At 41.1% G+C, this 17,966-nt stretch carries 11 protein-coding genes and 1 pseudogene; 9 read left to right on the plus strand and 3 right to left on the minus strand.

The genetic code is table 11. From position 1 onward, the window contains the following. Nucleotides 1–77: 77 nt before the first annotated feature. A pseudogene (locus tag M313_RS26995) lies at nt 78–1,106 on the minus strand (HAMP domain-containing protein); the annotation flags it as partial. 203 nt (nt 1,107–1,309) lie between these two features. Between M313_RS26995 and M313_RS0111820 the strand changes: the two are divergent. Both M313_RS0111820 and M313_RS0111825 read left to right on the plus strand, forming a co-directional pair. Further along, on the plus strand, nt 1,310–2,323 hold the full coding sequence (locus M313_RS0111820) for a PTS sugar transporter subunit IIC (protein WP_029326463.1): 1,014 nt from the start codon (nt 1,310–1,312) through the stop codon (nt 2,321–2,323). A gap of 7 nt (nt 2,324–2,330) precedes the next feature. Next, nucleotides 2,331–2,642, plus strand: a complete 312-nt coding sequence (locus M313_RS0111825) for a thioredoxin family protein (RefSeq protein WP_010195420.1) — start codon at nt 2,331–2,333, stop codon at nt 2,640–2,642. 57 nt (nt 2,643–2,699) lie between these two features. Here the strand turns inward: M313_RS0111825 and M313_RS0111830 are convergent, their stop codons facing one another. Next, nucleotides 2,700–7,088 (minus strand): S8 family peptidase, encoded by a 4,389-nt coding sequence (locus M313_RS0111830; RefSeq protein WP_010195423.1) that lies wholly within the window; start codon nt 7,086–7,088, stop codon nt 2,700–2,702. 657 nt (nt 7,089–7,745) lie between these two features. Between M313_RS0111830 and M313_RS0111835 the strand changes: the two genes are divergently transcribed. The 5 genes from M313_RS0111835 (at nt 7,746) to murC (ending at nt 15,153) form a co-directional block, all read left to right on the plus strand. Next, the gene (locus tag M313_RS0111835) at nt 7,746–8,555 is read left to right on the plus strand and encodes a DUF1444 domain-containing protein (protein WP_010195424.1); all 810 of its coding nucleotides are present in this window, start codon (nt 7,746–7,748) and stop codon (nt 8,553–8,555) included. Nucleotides 8,556–9,198: 643 nt separating this feature from the next. Then, the gene (ytpR, locus tag M313_RS0111840; RefSeq protein ID WP_029326466.1) at nt 9,199–9,810 is read left to right on the plus strand and encodes a YtpR family tRNA-binding protein; all 612 of its coding nucleotides are present in this window, start codon (nt 9,199–9,201) and stop codon (nt 9,808–9,810) included. A 109-nt stretch (nt 9,811–9,919) separates the two neighbouring features. Further along, a complete protein-coding gene (locus tag M313_RS0111845) occupies nt 9,920–12,301 on the plus strand; it encodes a DNA translocase FtsK (RefSeq protein WP_010195426.1) in 2,382 nt (793 codons plus the stop codon). Between the two features lie 129 nt (nt 12,302–12,430). Then, the gene (locus tag M313_RS0111850) at nt 12,431–13,516 is read left to right on the plus strand and encodes a nicotinate phosphoribosyltransferase (RefSeq protein WP_010195427.1); all 1,086 of its coding nucleotides are present in this window, start codon (nt 12,431–12,433) and stop codon (nt 13,514–13,516) included. A gap of 326 nt (nt 13,517–13,842) precedes the next feature. Then, nucleotides 13,843–15,153, plus strand: a complete 1,311-nt coding sequence (murC, locus tag M313_RS0111855) for a UDP-N-acetylmuramate--L-alanine ligase (protein ID WP_010195428.1) — start codon at nt 13,843–13,845, stop codon at nt 15,151–15,153. A 428-nt stretch (nt 15,154–15,581) separates the two neighbouring features. Here the strand turns inward: murC and M313_RS0111860 are convergent, their stop codons facing one another. Next, nucleotides 15,582–16,697, minus strand: coding sequence for an aminopeptidase (locus tag M313_RS0111860; protein WP_010195429.1), 1,116 nt, complete (start codon nt 16,695–16,697; stop codon nt 15,582–15,584). A gap of 225 nt (nt 16,698–16,922) precedes the next feature. Between M313_RS0111860 and M313_RS0111865 the strand changes: the two genes are divergently transcribed. Both M313_RS0111865 and M313_RS0111870 read left to right on the plus strand, forming a co-directional pair. After that, a complete protein-coding gene (locus M313_RS0111865; protein ID WP_010195430.1) occupies nt 16,923–17,357 on the plus strand; it encodes a DUF948 domain-containing protein in 435 nt (144 codons plus the stop codon). A gap of 13 nt (nt 17,358–17,370) precedes the next feature. Beyond that, the gene (locus M313_RS0111870; RefSeq protein WP_010195431.1) at nt 17,371–17,883 is read left to right on the plus strand and encodes a YtxH domain-containing protein; all 513 of its coding nucleotides are present in this window, start codon (nt 17,371–17,373) and stop codon (nt 17,881–17,883) included. The last annotated feature ends 83 nt before the right edge of the window (nt 17,884–17,966 follow it).

Below are 17,966 nucleotides of genomic sequence, written 5' to 3' on the forward strand. Positions count from 1 at the left end.
GCAAGGTTTTGTGAGGAAGACTGCAGCTTATCTGTCGCTTCCATCACTTTTAAAAGTGAAACCTGAACCTTTTCAGCCATCGCATTGAAGGTGACCGCTAAGTCCGCCATTTCATCTTTCGTTGTGATAGGTACCCTGTAGGCGAAATTGCCTTCTCCGATTTTTGATGCACCATCCTTTAACGAACGGATGGAGGAGGCTATTTTTCTATTTAAGAAATAGCCAGTGGTGCTTAAGAACACTAATAACAGTACGCTAATGATTAATGTTAGCAACATAATAGTCTGCAACTTCTGATTGGCTTCTGTCTGTATGGTTGACTGCAAATCTGTTACCGCAGCTTCTACCTCATTCACACTTTGCTCAACGCTATTGCTTATTTCTTCAAAATTCCTCACAAATTCGTAAGAAGAATTGTAGTTATTATATAAATCAGTCATAGCTTGAACATATGGGTTATAAAGCTCCAACAGACCACTCTTTTGTGAGTCGGGCAAATCGGTTTCAGCCAATTGCTCTTTGAAGGTTTCGGCACTTTTCATGAAATCTCTATATCTTGCTTCTTGTTTTGTGGCTAAGTATTGCTGTTCATAAAGGCGAAGGTTCATCAATGTTGCATTTAATTCTTCCCTATTGGCCCCGCGCACATTAATAACCAAGTTTCGAACATTTCCGTTCATATCTCCTTGAAGTCCTGTGAACTCTGTATATCCTATTTCTTTATATAATTCTTCAAGTGGGACAAATTCGTTCAGATAGTTAGTAGCTGCCGTTTCAATTTGTTCAAATCGAGTGGCAATCTCCTCATATTCTGCGAATTGTTGTTGCAACCTAGATGCATCCTGCTTAATGTTTTCCAAGTTTTCTTTTATAGCAACGGATGTTTCGTCACTGGGTATTCTTAAAAACTCTTGTTCGTTCTTTCGAGTATCTGAAAAAGCGAACTTAATTTCTTTACTTCCATTTACGGCTTCAAACAACGCTGCTTCTTGCTCTTTTTCCGCGGATTGAGTAAAGTAAAAAAAGAAATTGAATAATAGTACAATGATGAGTCCTGTTATGGCAGTCAATAAAATAAATCTAACTCTACCTCTAATTGTTTTCATGTTACCCCCCTAAAACATAAAAGACTTTCGAATTTTATATGTTTTGTTAAAAGTCTGATATTTTAAAGTAATTATAGACATAATTCTACAAAATTCACAACTACCTTTTAACAAAAGCTTGAATATCTACTAGTATATATCGACCATGATTAGGTATTATTAATGTAAAGCTGGTAGGAAATATATAAGGAATGAGTGAGAATATGAAATCTTTTCTACATAAAAAGGGAGTATCACTATCGCCAAGGGTTTACTTTATTGATGGTCTGAGCTTTATGGCGCTCGGACTGTTCTCCTCGCTGATCATCGGACTGATTATCAAAACGATCGGGGATCAAGCAGGTTGGACATTCTTAACAGACATGGGTATTTTGGCAATGAGTTTGATGGGTCCGGCGATAGGGGCAGCTGTAGCCTATGGTTTGAAGGCGCCTCCATTGGTGCTGTTTTCAGCTCTTATAGCAGGAGCTGCCGGTGCACAATTAGGCGGACCCGCAGGTAGTTTCGTTGCAGCTTTATTGGCAACAGAAGTGGGGAAGATGGTTTCAAAAGAAACGAAAGTAGATATCCTGGTTACGCCTTTTGTCACGATACTGACGGGATTCCTTGTTGCAACCTTTATTGGTCCTCCTATTAATGCTGGCATGAGTTCACTAGGCTCTTTAATCATGTGGGCTACTGAACAACAGCCTATTGTGATGGGAATCTTAGTAGCGGTTCTGATGGGGTGGGCTTTGACAGCACCTATATCAAGCGCGGCTATTGCTTTGATGTTGGGGCTTGAAGGCATTGCAGCGGGGGCGGCAACCATTGGATGTGCAGCTCAAATGGTCGGATTTGCAGTAAGCAGTTATCGCGAAAATAAAATGGCAGGTCTGCTGGCATTAGGAATAGGTACTTCCATGCTTCAAGTGCCAAATGTTATCAGAAATCCTCTGATTATCATACCGCCTACCATTGCGGGTATGATATTCGCTCCACTTGGTACGACAATTTTTCAAATGACAAATGTAAAAGAAGGGGCTGGGATGGGGACGAGCGGATTGGTTGGTCAGATTATGACTTTTTCAGCTATGGGGTTCTCTGTCTCTGTTCTTATTAAAGTCGTGTTACTTCACATTTTAGGTCCTGCTGTGGTAAGTTTAGCAATATCAGAATGGATGAGAAAGAAAGCTTTCATTAAAGAAGGCGATATGAAAATAAATATTGGAGGGTGATGTTTTGATGGAAAAGCTACAATCCTTGGAGCAATTCAACCAATTAAAAAGTGAGAAAAAAGTCGTGTTTATGTTTTCTGCGGACTGGTGTCCGGACTGCCGCGTCATTGAGCCAGTTTTGCCTGAAATCATGGAGAAGTTTAAGGAATATACGTTTATTTACGTGGATAGAGACGAATTTATTGATCTTTGTGCTGAATTGAGCGTATTTGGAATTCCAAGCTTTGTTGGTTTTAAAAATGGAGAAGAAGCAGGTCGTTTTGTAAGCAAAGACCGCAAAACGCAAGAAGAGATTGAGGCATTTGTTGCTTCGTTATAATTTACAAAGGAGCAGGCAATCACGGTGTCCCGTGGATGCCTGCTCCTTCTCATTTACCTAGTTATTCTTTTTCTTTTTCTTTTTACCTTTTTTATTACCATCATTTTCATCATTGATGAACAGCTTACCGTCTGCAATAGCACGAGTCACATTACCGAAGTCATCCGCTACTTTAACCTCGATTTCTGCTCCACTTGCCACGACGCTAGAAGTAGCAGTCCAATATCCTACATAATAGCCAGGAGATTGTTCCATCAATGGAAGTTCAACTGCATTGCTTACTGCATTGTTTACGTCGTTTCCTTGCATCATCATGGAAGCATTTGTTAATGGCATACGGATAGAGAATGTTGCACGTAGGCCTTCTTCACTGTTAAATTCAATCTTCACAGATTCACCAGCACTTAAGTGCTTATCTTCTTCTGGTTTAAGGTTAGAGATTTCAGGCGCATCGTAGTTAGCATATACCGTTACATCTTGTCTTTTACGGTTGCCAGCTAAATCCTGAGCAACAACACGAATGTTATTTTCTCCATTTTCAAGCATTACTCTTAGAGAGTAAGTGCCATCTTCAACAGAAGCTTTCTTTCCATTGACTTTTACAAAATCAAGGTTTTCATCTGCTACTGTTCCTGTTACGGTAACCGTTTCACGGTTCGTTTTGGAACCATCTTCAGGGCTTGTAATGGCAAGCTCTGGTTTAGCTTGATCAAGAACAACTGTTACAGGTGCAGATTCCTCTGTCTCGCCTGTTTCAGTAGAAGATTTAGCTGTTAACACGTTTTCTCCGTTAGCAAGCTCAATATCCACTGCAAATGTTCCTTCTTCAGAAGCTGTAGCAGTTGCCACTTCTTCGCCGTTGTTCAATACATGAACCGTTGTTGTCGGGGATGCGTTACCTTCCACCGTTACAGTCGATTCATTTGTGTAAGTACCATCAGCAGGAGAAGTAATAGTAGGTGCTGTTACTTCAAAATTAACCAAAGCACGGATCATATAGTTCCCTTCTTCTTCAGGAGCAGGAGACCATGCACCACCTACATATTGCCAGCTGCGTCCAGCGTTTGGTCCATCTTCATCAGTTCCAAGTCCAGGCGCATTCGGATTTGGTTGAGACTGAATGTAAACCATGTAGAAGTCTTGTTCTACGATGATTCCATGCTCAGCTAAGTCAACTGTTGTCCATTCGCCTGTGCGAAGTGCCGTTCCATCAAATGGACCAGCAAGCTTAGATCCAGGAGCTCCATCAGCGCCAGATGCATCCCAAACCTCTACTTTAAAGTCTGTCCCTCCAGGATCTGGCCATGTAGTATCCCAGAATCGGAATAATCCACCAGTGACAAGCGCACTGTTTTGACCTTCAGGTAAGGACATTTTTACTGCCCAACCGTTTCCAGCATCATAGAATGCACGAGCATTCTCAGCAGTACCATCGTCATAGCCGATTTCACCAGGGTATCCGATGAATGGGCGTAATTCGATGTCAAGTTCTGTTGTAGCATCTCCTTCAATGGAAATCTCCACAGTTTCACTGTAATAAGAAGGAGCCATAACACGTAGCGTGTAGTCGCCTTCATAAGCAGTGATCGAGAAGTTTCCGTTTTCATCTGTTGTTACAGGGGCAATAGCTGCATCCTCAACAAGCATCAATGTAGCGTTGGCAACAGGTTCACCTGTAGCGCTGTTTGTTACAGTTCCAGTAACGGTTCCTTGTGCAATTTCGTCTAATACGAAGTTTGCAGTTGCCTCACCGTCTGCAGGGATGTCAACTGTTTGTTGAGCAGGATGATATCCATAAGCTTCCGCTTGTACTGTGAATGTGCCTGCTGCATGTAAAAGCTCGTAATAGCCGTTCGCAGGATTTGTGTTAACAGAGCGGTTTGTTTCTAATACAGTCACTTGGGCATGTAATGGAAGTGCCGCCGGGTTAACCTCATCTTTCACAGCTTCTTCTTTTTCAGGAGTAGCAACCGGATGAATTTTATCAGGATTTACTTGCTCCGCTTTTACTTCCACTTTCTCTTCTTTCGTTACTTCAAGTTGAGTGGAAGCAGACTCTGTTGCATTAGATTCTGCAGATAATGCTACATCGTCAATGTACCAGCCAGGTCGTACGACGCTTCCGTCAGTTGTTACATTGAAGCCGATATAGATTCGCTGTCCAGCATATTCGGAAAGATCGACTTCACGTGCTTGCCAATCTGTCGTTGTACCGTCAAAGCGCAATAACTGCGTCCAGTTTTCTTGGTCTGTCGATACAAACACATGTCCAAAATCATAGCGAGTTTCAAGGTTATGCCAGTTCATGAACTGCAAGTATGCCGGGCTGTCAGCAGGAAGATCAACAGGAGGCATTACTAGTGTCATGTTTGCACTGTTACCATAGTTATCCGCCAGATTTGTCGCAAATACTTTCTCGCCTGAGTTTGCGGATTCAGGGCCACTTGTTGGTACACCCCATTCCCAAACGTCATTAGCTCCGAAAGAGTACCAGCCCACTGGATCTGATTCAAAATCAGTAGAGTATCCAAGTGTAATACCAGGTTGAACGCTTACTTCGTACGTATCAGATGTTACTTCGTTGCCACCGAAGTCAACAATGTGAAAGCGATAAGATACGGAAGGTTCTGCAATATCTTCACCAGGGATGGATGCTGTATAAGTAGCGTCATTGTAAGATCCAGAAGCACGATCTGCAGCAAGGTCTACCCACTCACCATCAGCATTTTGGTATTGAAGAGTAACAGAAGAAATACTTACATCATCCTGAACATGAATGCTTAAAGGAAGATTCATGCCAGCATAAGTTTCAGCAGGTGCTGTATGCTCAAAAGTTGGAGCTTCGCTATCTTCTCCATCTTTTGCAACTTGCCCTTTGATTTTTCCAAGACCGGAAATGATGGAAGATACAGCATCAAATGCATTGACGATACCGTGTCCATATCCGTTGTTTGGAGAATCTGGGAAATTGGAATCTGTTCTTTCCGTTGCAGTTGTCATCAAGATTTCCTCAATGTCTGAAACAGTCAGGTTAGAGTTAACCTGCTTTAGTAACGCAACCACACCTGCTACATGTGGGCTTGCCATGGAAGTTCCGCTAGCAGCACCATACTCGTTTCCAGGGAAGGAAGAACGAATTCCAACACCAGGTGCGGATACTTCAGGCTTGATTTCATCGTAAGGAGATGGACCTTGTAAAGAGAAGCTTGCAAGGTTCATATCTACATCTGTTGCACCAGTTGCAAAAGATTCTGGATAGTTACCAGGAGTGGAAACAGATCCAGGACCACCAGGGTTTCCAATACGCGTATTTCCAGCTGCGAATGCAGGGAAAATATCCGCTGCAACCCATGCTTGAACCATTGGACGATACCACTCATCTAAACCAGGTCCGCCGCCCCATGAGTTGTTCACAACGTCCGGAGCCATTGCAGGGTTTGGAGTTCCGCTAGCATCTTTTGGAGCTAGGATCCATTCACCAGCTGCAAGGAGGGCAACATCCGTACCACCGGATGGAGTAAAGGCTTTAACGCCGATCCATTTTGCTCCAGGAGCAACCCCTACTTGGTTAGATCCATTCGGCTCAGAACCGACCATCGTACCAGTTACGTGCGTACCGTGACCGTCATCATCGTAAGGAGTGGATTGGTTTGCAGGAGTAGCATCAAACCAGTTGTACTCATGATCCACACTACCACTATTATAGCCGCGATATTTTTCCATTAAGGCCGGGTGATCATACTGAACACCAGTATCAATGCTCGCCACTACAGTCCCTTGACCGTCAACACCCATTTCCCATGCTTGAGGTGCACCGATTTGAGCAACGCCCCACTCGATGTTCTCAAGACCTGCAGCAGGCTTTTCTTCTACGTCGATTTCAGTTGTCGCAGCTGCTTCAGCTGACGGATCCAACTGGCGTACTTCGTTTGGTAGTAGCTTTTCGATTTCTGGGAATCTAGCAAGCTCTTCCATTACTTCTTTCGTAGCAGTAACGGCCATACCGTTTACTACATAGAAGGATTGGATATCCTTTGCCTTTCCATCTGCTACCGCTTTTTCAAGATACTCTTTTACATTTGCTTGGGTTTCGATTGATGTTGCTCTTAACTCAGAGACAACAGCATTACGTTTCATCAGTTTTTCTTGTCCAGCAGAAGCTTTTTGTACCTTGGCTGCTTCCACAGCTTTAGCAGCCACTGCCTGCGTATCTACCTGTTCTTTAAATTTGATAAGGAAGGTAACTTTTTCCCCATCTTTAGAAAACTGTGTCGATAGGCGATCCGTTATCTTACTTGCCATCACTTCTTTAGATTCACCCAAAGAGACGGAAGCTTTGTTCCCTTGTGCAGAAGCTGTACCAGGGATAAAGCTTGGGGCGATCAGTAATAAACACATAATGATACTGAATACTCTAGCAAAATTACGCTTGTTCTTCCTACTCATTCAACATCCCCCTTTAAAATTAAATACAAAAAAACCGATGAATTTCCCCCCTTTTCATTTAGAAAGTATCCACCTGCCACTAGGGAAGGTAGAGTCTTGCGCTATGTAGGAGTATCTCGGTGACAATTAAAGATTAATAAAGTGTGTAGAAGAATAGTGTCGAAATAAGAAGAAAAGTATCAGAATATTCTAAAAATAGTCCGTTAGTTTGAGACAGGTTTTTCATTATAGGGAATTGGTAGAGGTTGGATAAAAAGTGACAAAACGAAGTAAAATTGTAAAATAATTCTATGTAGTAAGGTTTGTCGTTAAAAATAGTCATTATTTAACAGGTGGTGGTTAATAGTGGAAATGTCCTAGCAGGCTTCAATATTTGACACTCCTTGAAAAAACAAGCAAAATCTACTAGCCTCACTATTCCTAAAAGAATAAAGGATGCCAATTTGAGTACTAAGTTTCAGCTGTTATCCAATCATGTCAGGCCTTTTGGAGGATGAATGGAAGGTAGAAAGGGGTATGAAGTCTATGTGTAGTGAAAATGAAGTTGGAAGATGACATGTTAGACTTCTTTTAATAAAACAGACTTCGACAATTACATTCTTTCAATGATTTGTTGTACAATAAAGGGTAAGCAATGGAGAGAAAGGATTGTTCCTCATGGGAAAAATGACAGTACTTAAAATTAAAAGATTATTGGAAGAGAAATTATCCCATCCAAACTGGGTATTTACATATGACCGAGAAAAAGAATCTTTACGGGTTGAAGATAAGGAAACAAAAAAGGGAATCTCTATCTCACTACAAGGTGTGCTATCAAAATACGAACAAACAAATGATATAAATGCAATTGAAGAATATGTGTATTATGTCAAAGAAGCTTTAACAAGCATGAAAATGCCTGTTCAATTGAATGGTGCGGAACGCCATATCTATCCTGTTATTCGCTCTACTTCATTTCCAACGACAAGTAATGACATTCCATTGGTATATGATGAGCATACAGCGGAAACTAGGATTTACTACGCGGTAGATTTAGGAAAGTCCTATAAGTTGATTGATGAGCAACTTCTTCAAAGAGAGAATTTAACGAAGAATACCATCAAAGAAATGGCCATGTTTAATGTTAGATCGCTTCCGACAACTATGAAAGAAGATGTGGTCGCGGGGAATACCTTTTATTTTGTCCGTTCCAATGATGGATACGACGCAAGCAGAATATTAAACGATTCTTTCTTAGATTCGTTTAAAAAACAAGTATCCGGGACGATGACTATATCAGTTCCACATCAGGATGTGTTGATACTTTCAGATATTCAAAACGAGGTAGGCTATGATATTCTTGCCGAACTGACCATGAGCTTTTTCGTAAACGGAAAAATCCCAATTACCGCGCTTTCCTTCTTATATGAAGAAGGCGAACTAGAACCAATATTCATCCTGGGAAAAGATAACAAAAAGAATAAATAAATCTCCCCGGTTGACTGAAGTGCAAGGTGTGAGACTCCAGCGGGGGAGAAAAGGTTGGTTGAGACCCCACAGGTGTAGCCGAGGCCACTGGAAAACTGAGATCTCATGTACTTAATAATTTCTAGCTGTTGATTGAAGCAAAAGGCGGAGACTCCTGAGGGAGATAGCGCTAGGTTGAGACCCCACAGGCGTAGCCGAGGTCACTGAAAAACCTAGTAACCAATCTTTTGGATAATTTATAGCTGTTGATTGGAGCAATAGGCGAAGACTCCTACGGGGGAGTAGCGACAATGTTGAGACCCCGCAGAGCGTAGCCCGAGGAGGCTCAAGGTCGCCCCGTGGAAAGCGAAGCCGTTTGCGGAAATTAACAGCGGTGTCTTAAAAAAATCTAACATCAAAGACTTTTTCAGTGGCCAAGGCGTAGCCGAGGAGGCTCAAGCAGCGCCCCTAGGAAAGCGAAGCCATTTGCGAAAATCAACAGCGGTGGACTAAACAATATTTAAAATCAAGGGTTCTTTCAGTGGCATTGGCGTAGCCGAGGAGGCTCAAGCACCTTCCCGCGGAAAGCGACATCTGGAACGCAAGGAAACTGGGTGTCAAAGCTACTCTTAACTTACTAATAGAAAGGAAGAAAAATATGACCATTAACGTGTACTATAACCAAGAAGGCATAGGCGACACACTACTAATCTACATAAAAGAAATCAATTTAAACAATCGAATGGTAGAAAAAACCGGAGACATTGCGAAGATTATAGATAAAGAAACAAAAGAAATAGCAGGATACAACCTTTTCAACGCATCCAAATATGTAGCAGTCAACGACTTTAAAGGCCCAGTCAACCTGACAGAAGACTTGATTGCAGAACTTAATAAAGCTTTGAATGAAAATGGCGTAAAGGAAACACTTAATCCCGACCTCAGCCCCAAATTTGTCGTAGGACATGTGACGGAAAAAGAGAAACATCCAAATGCAGACAAACTAAGCGTATGTAAAGTGGATGTAGGGACAGAAGTGCTTCAGATTGTGTGTGGTGCCCCAAATGTAGATAGCGGACAATATGTCGTAGTGGCAAAGGTTGGAGCAGTGATGCCTAGTGGACTTGTCATTAGAGATGCAGAACTGAGGGGCGTTGCATCTTCAGGAATGATTTGTTCTGCGAAAGAACTTGACCTTCCGAATGCCCCTGCTGAAAAAGGCATCCTTGTTTTAGAAGCTGGGAAATATGAAGCGGGACAACCGTTTTCAGGTTAACTGCTAGATGCCTATTTATTTTCACCACTAGACGATCTCTAGTGGTTTTTTGGCTACTGAACCTGTTAATAGAACAGGTTACGAACAACAAAGAAAGAGTGTGATGAATGTGAACTGGTTTAAAAAGCTGTTTGCTCAGCTAAGTGATGAGGAAGAAACAACCATTGAGCAAGATTACGCTAAGAAACCGGAAAATAAACAAAAACAACCAACAGCAAAAGTGGCTTATCAGTATCCTACAGGGAAATTTCGTTTTCCCTTAATACCAGATGAAGGTAAACAAGAACAACAGCTGAGACAGGAAAAAAGAAAACAGTCAAAAGTCCATCAATCTAGTAAACCAACAGAACAAAATAAGCCTGAAACTATAAAAGTAAAAATAGAAAAACCGACAGAAGAGCCGGTGAAAAAACAAGAACCTGCAAAAAAGAAAAACACGCCTAGAGCTTTTGAAAAAGTAACCAATAAAAATAAACAACCTTTCCATCCTACAGAAGTGGTGTCCCCTATTTATGGATACAAACCACGTCCGTTTCCGGAAAAGAAAGAAGAATATATACCTGAGATCGAGCTGATGAGTAAAGAATCACTTTCTAATGAGATAGCGGAATTAAACCCACTTGAGGGATACTCTAGTGCAAACTTTGAGGAAATTACGAACAAAGATGAATTAAAGGTACAGGCTTTTAGTGATGAGCTGCTAGAAGAAGAAAACGAATCTTCAGGAAACAGCTGGGAAAGAGAAAACCCAATAACCTCATTGATAGACAGAGTAATTAACGAAGAACAATTCCAAGAAGAAATAATAGAAGTGAAAGCTATTGATGTAAAAGAAGAAATTGTTGAAGTTAACGAAGTGGAAGAGGATGCTTCTGTTTATGAACAGGAATCCGCAGTAACTCTAGATTACAGCGAGCCTAAAGAGGAGAGGGTAGAAACTCCTAAAGCTGAAGTAACTCAAAAAAAGGATTCTTCCTCAAAACAGAACATACCGTTTAATGTCATTATGCTTAAACAGGATAAACGTTCATTAGAAAGAAAACAGCAAATGATGTCCAAAGAGGAAGCGACACAACCTTTTTACAGAAAGCCGCCAATTACGATGCTTGCCATCCCACCACAGCATTCTCAGGGAGATCAGGACTGGGTAGAAGCGCAAAAGCAATTGCTAGACGAGACGTTACATCATTTCAGGGTCGGTGCAAAAGTGGTAAAAGCAACACAAGGTCCAGCTGTTACCCAATTCGAAGTACAACCAGAGCCTGGAGTAAAGGTAAACAAAATCACCAATTTAAGTGACGACATTAAATTGAGTCTGTCTGCCCGGGATATCCGGATGGAGGCACCTATTCCAGGGAAAAACACGATAGGAATAGAAGTACCGAATCGTGTAAGCAAGCCGGTATTTATAAGAGAAATTATTCGACACCCATCTTTTATTCAGAATAATTCTCCATTAACGGTAGCTTTAGGTTTGGATATCTCAGGTCAACCTGTCGTGTTGGATTTGCAGAAAATGCCGCACGGATTGATTGCAGGTGCAACTGGATCCGGAAAAAGTGTTTGTGTGAACTCTATTATTATGAGTTTGTTGTATAAAAGTACACCTGACGAAGTGAAACTTTTATTGATTGATCCTAAAATGGTGGAACTTACACCATACAATCATATTCCTCATCTGGTTAGCCCGGTTATCACAGATGTAAAGGCAGCAACCGCTGCGTTGAAATGGGCAGTGGAAGAGATGGAACGTCGTTATGAATTATTTGTTCATGCGGGCGTTAGAGATATTGGAAAGTACAATGAAACGGCGAAAAAGCATAACCAAGAAACCTTACCATATATGGTCATCATCATAGATGAATTGGCTGACCTGATGATGGTTGCTCCTAGTGATGTAGAGGAGGCCATTTGTCGTATTGCTCAAAAAGCACGTGCCTGCGGGATGCATTTGCTGATTGCCACACAGCGTCCGTCCGTTGATGTTATTACAGGACTGATCAAGGCAAATATTCCTACACGGATTGCATTCTCTGTTTCATCCCAAGTCGATTCCAGAACAATCATTGATATCGGTGGGGCTGAGCGCCTTCTCGGGCGTGGTGATATGCTGTTGCTTGAAAATGGTGCTCCAAAACCTATCAGGGTGCAAGGAAACTTTGTATCAGATGAAGAAATAGAGAGAGCGGTTAACCATGTTCGAAAAGAACAAAAACCTAACTATTTGTTTGAGCAGAGCGAATTGTTAAAAGAGAGCACCATTCAAGATGAAGATGAGCTCTTTTTAGAAGCATGCCAATATGTAATTGATCAAAATGGGGCATCCACTTCCAGTTTGCAAAGAAGGTTCCGTATCGGTTATAACCGAGCTGCCCGCTTAATGGAAATGATGGAGGTCCAGGGTGTTATATCCGGTCCAAAGGGTAGTAAACCAAGAGATGTACTTGTTTCAGAAGAGGAGCTTGTAAGTATGCAAGATTCTGACTATTAATGCTCCAATACTGAAGTTGTTGTAAATGGATACAATCTTCTATTATTATTAATACTAGTAAACAATAGGAGTCGGCATATCCGGCAAGAAAGTAACCCGAAAACAGGGTCTTAAGGAGCTTTTAAGAGGATGAAAGAAATTGAGTTGAAGCTGCAAGGGAAAATTAAAAGGCTGACCAATCGCACGTTCAAATTTGACGAGCGTGTAAAAGAAGGATGGTTCTCAGCTGTATATTTTTTAAAAACAAGAGAAATAGTGAGAGCGTTTAAACCAGATAACATTGTGACGATGCAATTTTTTCAAAAAGAGCATGCGGTCTTATGCGGAACAGATGAAGTCATTGCATTGATCAAAACTTTCGCTGATGACCCGGAATCACTTGAAATTTATTCTTTAAAAGATGGGGACAAAATAGCGCCGTTTGAAACGGTTTTAACTATAACTGGCCCATATCAGAATTTTGGATTCTTAGAAGGAGTTATTGATGGCATTCTGGCCAGAAGAACGTCGGTGTCTACGAATGTTTATAATGTAGTGAAAGCCGCAGGGCAAAAGCCAGTCATTTTCATGGGAGATCGTGATGATCATTATACGCAACAAGCTGGGGACGGATATGCCGCGCATATAGGAGGTTCCACAGCGCAAGCAACCCATGCGATGAATGAGTGGTGGGGGAAAAAAGGAATGGGTACCATGCCACATGCCCTCATCCAGCTATTTAACGGGGATGTCGTAGAAGCTTCTAAAGCTTATCATGCAAAATTCCCTGAGGATGACCTATTGGTGCTGGTAGACTACAACAACGATGTCATTACAGATGCATTGAAAGTGGCCAGAGAATTCGGTGATAAGTTAAAGGGAGTCCGTGTTGATACATCGAGAACCATGATTGATCAGCATTTCATCCGCCATCAAGATGTACTGGGAACCTTTGACCCGCGTGGGGTAAATGCCCCGCTTGTTTTCGCACTTCGTGAAGCACTGGATAATGAAGGTTTTCACCATGTGAAGATTGTGGTAAGCGGTGGTTTCAGTGAGCAACGCATCAGAGAATTCGAAGAGCAGCACGTGCCGGTCGATATTTATGGTGTGGGTGGAAGCCTGCTGAAAATTCATATAGGGTTTACTGGAGATAACGTTGTGTTAAACGGGGAACCTCAAGCGAAGGCCGGTAGAAAATACCGCTTTAATGAACGACTAGAAAAAGTGGATTAAAGTATAGCAGTAATTGGTATATGGAGAAACTGGTAGGAGAAAGGTCTATCAGTTTTTTCCTGTGACTTTCCGGTTTATAAAGGTACGGTAGAGGAAATGTTGAATTAGTGCTATAATAGGTCGTTGTTAAGAAAAGTCTTTTCTACATATGGTTTGAATCCTTAAACTTAAGGGAATAAAGGAATTAGCATTTTTAGACGCTAATCATATAATGGATTATCTATGCGGAGAAACTACGTTTGGTATGTTACAAAAATAAAACTATTATTCAGTTCGTTTGCAGAAAATAAGCGAATTATATATAGATAAATGTTGGAGGTTTTTTCATGACCATTTATCATTTTGTTGGTATTAAAGGTTCAGGAATGAGTGCCCTTGCCGGGATATTGGACGATATGCACTTTCAAGTACAAGGTTCAGATATTGAAAAGAGATTCTTTACCCAAAAGGGTCTCGAAGAAAAAGGAATCACCATCCTTCCTTTTGACAAGGACAACATAACGGAAGATATGACGGTTATTGCCGGTAATGCATTTCCTGACACACATGAGGAGATAGAAGCGGCAAAAGAACTTAATATACCAGTTATTCGCTACCCGCAATTCCTGGGTCAGTTTATGGAGAAATACACCAGTATTGCTGTTACGGGAGCACACGGAAAAACTTCTACTACTGGTTTGCTCTCCCATGTCATACAAGGAGCAAAGCCTACGTCTTATCTTATTGGAGATGGGACTGGTCGTGGAGTAGAGGATAGTGAATACTTTGTATTCGAGGCATGTGAGTATAAGAGACATTTCTTGTCTTACTATCCAGATTACACGATCATGACAAACATTGACTTCGATCACCCAGATTATTTCGGCAGTATCGATGATGTGTTTTCTGCATTCCAGGAGATGGCTATGCAAGTGAAAAAGGGAATCATCGCTTGTGGAGATGATGAGTACCTGCAAAAAATCCAAGCAAAAGTTCCCGTGATTTACTACGGCTTTGGCGAAGAAAATGATTTTCAAGCACGACATGTGGAAAAATCGACAGAAGGTACCACATTTGATGTATATGTACGTAATAACCATTATGCTACTTTTAAAATAAATGGTTATGGTGATCATAATATTATGAACTCCTTGGCTGTAATCGCATTGTGTCACTATGAGGAGATTCCGGTAGATGTGATTCAAAGCCAGTTGCTTACATTTGAAGGAGTTAAACGAAGATTTTCTGAAAAAGTAATAGGCTCTCAAGTATTGATTGATGATTATGCGCATCACCCTACTGAAATCCGTGCGACTATTGATGCTGCCAACCAAAAGTATCCAGACCGCGATGTGATTGCTGTATTCCAACCGCATACTTTCACAAGAACTCAAACATTCTTAAATGAATTTGCGGAAAGTTTAAGCGGTGCTGATCATGTTTACCTATGCGATATTTTCGGTTCTGCCCGTGAAAATCAAGGAAAGCTGACGATCAATGATTTATTGGATAAAATAGACCGTGCAGAAATCTTGTCAGAAGAAGGAACTGCATTATTGGCGAAGCATGAAAATAGCGTCATTATTTTCATGGGTGCCGGTGATGTCACCAAGTTCCAAGAAGCATATGAAAAGTCCCTTCAGCACGAAGTGGAATGATATAGAGAACCGGCTTACCTTCTTGTAGAGGGGAGCCGGTTTTTATTTTGGCAAGAATGGAAATGAAGACATCTGTAGCGTGAAAACCGGTAGAGAGAGGTCTTGAGAAGCGGTATGAAGACATCTGTAGCATGAAAACGGGTGAAGAGAGGTCTTGAGAAGAGGCATGAAGACATCAGTAGCGTGAAAACCGGTAGAGAGAGGTCTTGAGAAGAGGCATGAAGACATCTGTAGCATGAAAACGGGTAGAGAGAGGTCTTGAGAAGAGAGCATGAAGACATCAGTAGCGTGAAAACCGGTAGAGAGAGGTCTTGAGAAGAGGTATGAAGACATCAGTGGCGTGAAAACGGGTGGAATGAGGTCTTTAAGATTAACTCAAACAATAAAAAACCATCCGCAATTCCCTTGCGGATGGTTCAAATTATACCTTACTTCAAATTCTCCGGATTCAATCCCTCAAGCTCTGAAACAACAAACTTTCCATCTTTTCTGATCAATACATCATCAAAATAGATTTCTCCTCCGCCATATTCAGGACGTTGGATCATTACCATATCCCAATGAATATCGGAATTGTTGCCGTTCCAAGCATCTTCATATGCCTGGCCAGGTGTGAAATGGAAGCTTCCGTCAATCTTTTCATCAAAAAGGATATCTTGCATTGGGTGTTGGATATAAGGGTTAACACCGATTGCGAATTCCCCGATAAAACGTGCCCCTTCATCCGTATCAAAAATCTTATTGATACGTTCTGAATCATTGGCAGTTGCTTCCACAATTTTTCCGTCGCGGAAAGTCAATTTCACATTCTCGTATGTGAAGCCTTGGTATGGAGATGGGGTGTTGTAAGTTATTGTACCGTTAACAGAATCCTTAACAGGTGCTGTGTATACCTCACCGTCAGGGATATTCATTTCACCTGCACATTTAATGGCAGGAATATCTTTAATGGAGAATGTTAGATCTGTTCCTTCTCCTGTAACTCGTACCTTGTCGGTTTTATTCATCAGCTCAACAAGAGCATCCATCGCATTGCTCATTTTCCCATAATCAAGATTACATACATCAAAATAGAAGTTCTCAAAACCTTCCGTACTCATTTTTGCAAGCTGTGCCATGCTGGCATTCGGATAGCGCAGAACCACCCATTTGGTTTTTGGAACACGGATGTCACGGTGAACTTTCTTTCCAACCGTGCTGCCCTGGATTTTTTGTTTGTCATCCGGAACATCGGATAATTCAGCGATGTTGTCGCCAGAACGAAGCCCGATATACGCGTCCATGTTTTTCATGACATTTGCTTCAAAATCAGCTTTCATGCTATATTGTTCTTCTTGAGCTCCCATTAACAAGGCGCGGTCTACCTGAACATCTTTTAATGAAACGAATGGATATCCGCCAGCTTTATAAGCTTCATCGACAAGAGCTACTACAAGTTCTCTTTGCAGTCCGAAGTTCTCGATTAATACCTTTTCGCCTTTTTGAAGACGAACAGAATAGTTGATTAAATTTTTTGCAAGTGTTTGAATCCGAGGATCCTTCATTGTATTGCCCCCTAAGAGATTGGTTATGTATCATCATTATTGTAACCGATTACGCGTATTTTGTTGAATTATTTGTCTAAAAATATTAGTAATATTTTTAAAAATTCTTTAAATTTTTGAAGGGATTTTCTCATTGTCCTAGAATAAAACAGAGTATAGAATGTTTAAACTGTAGTATGTGGGGTAAATAGTAAGTATGTACGTCAGCAGCCAGGAGGTGTCGCTTTGAGTGAATTGCTTTACATTAGCGCAATTATTGTAGCTATTGCTTTTTTAATATTGGTTATATTTGTTTCCAAAACTCTTCTTTCCGTGCAAGGCACTTTAAATCAAGTTGCCGGTACATTAGGTGGAATTGAAAAACAGATGCAAGGGATCACATCCGAGACAGAGCAGATCCTACATAAAACCAATGTATTAATGGACGACATTCAAGATAAGTCGCAACAACTTAATACGGTTGTAACTGCTGTAAAGGATGTTGGAACTTCCATTCAAGGATTTAATCATTCCGTTTCACGTTTATCTAATAATGTTGCACATCAACTAGATCAAAACCAGGATAAGGTGTCGCAAGTTGTTCAATGGTCTAATGTGGCTATGGAAATTGTCGACAAATGGAATGAGAGAAAACAGAAAAACAAAATCAACAAAATTTGAGGAGGAATCGGAAATGAGCGAAGAGAACAAGAAAGAGATGAACACGAACACTGACGGTATTAACACGAAAGACTTTTTAATTGGTACATTAATTGGTGGAATTGTGGGAGCTACAACTGCATTGTTCCTAGCTCCTAAATCCGGTAGAGAGCTTCGTGAAGATATCACGGACCAGGCGACTCAATTAAAAGAAAGAACAGATAACTGGAAAGTTCAAGCTACTGAATATACTTCTGAATTAGCTGAAACTGCTAAAGATAAGAAGAACCAATTAACTAAAGCCATTACGGATCAAACACAACAAGTGATGGACAAAGTTAAACAATTGCGCGAGAAAAATGGCGATATATCCATGGAGCTGCAAGAGCAGGTTCAAGATATTATTTCAGAAGCCGCTACTGCTATTGAAACGGAATCTGATGAAATGACAGATGAAGTGAAAAAGCGCCTTGAAGATACAAAAGCTGCGTTAGAAGACGTAGAGAAAAAGCTATCTGCAAGCGAAGAAGACAAAGAAGAAAAATAAACAATCTCATAACTTGAGAATAAAACGGCGAAGTGGTATGATAACTTCGCCGTTTTTAATTTCCTGAGAGATTTATAGCTGTA

This window comes from Bacillus sp. m3-13, from assembly GCF_000175075.1.
Classification (GTDB): domain Bacteria; phylum Bacillota; class Bacilli; order Bacillales; family Bacillaceae_I; genus Sutcliffiella_A; species Sutcliffiella_A horikoshii_C.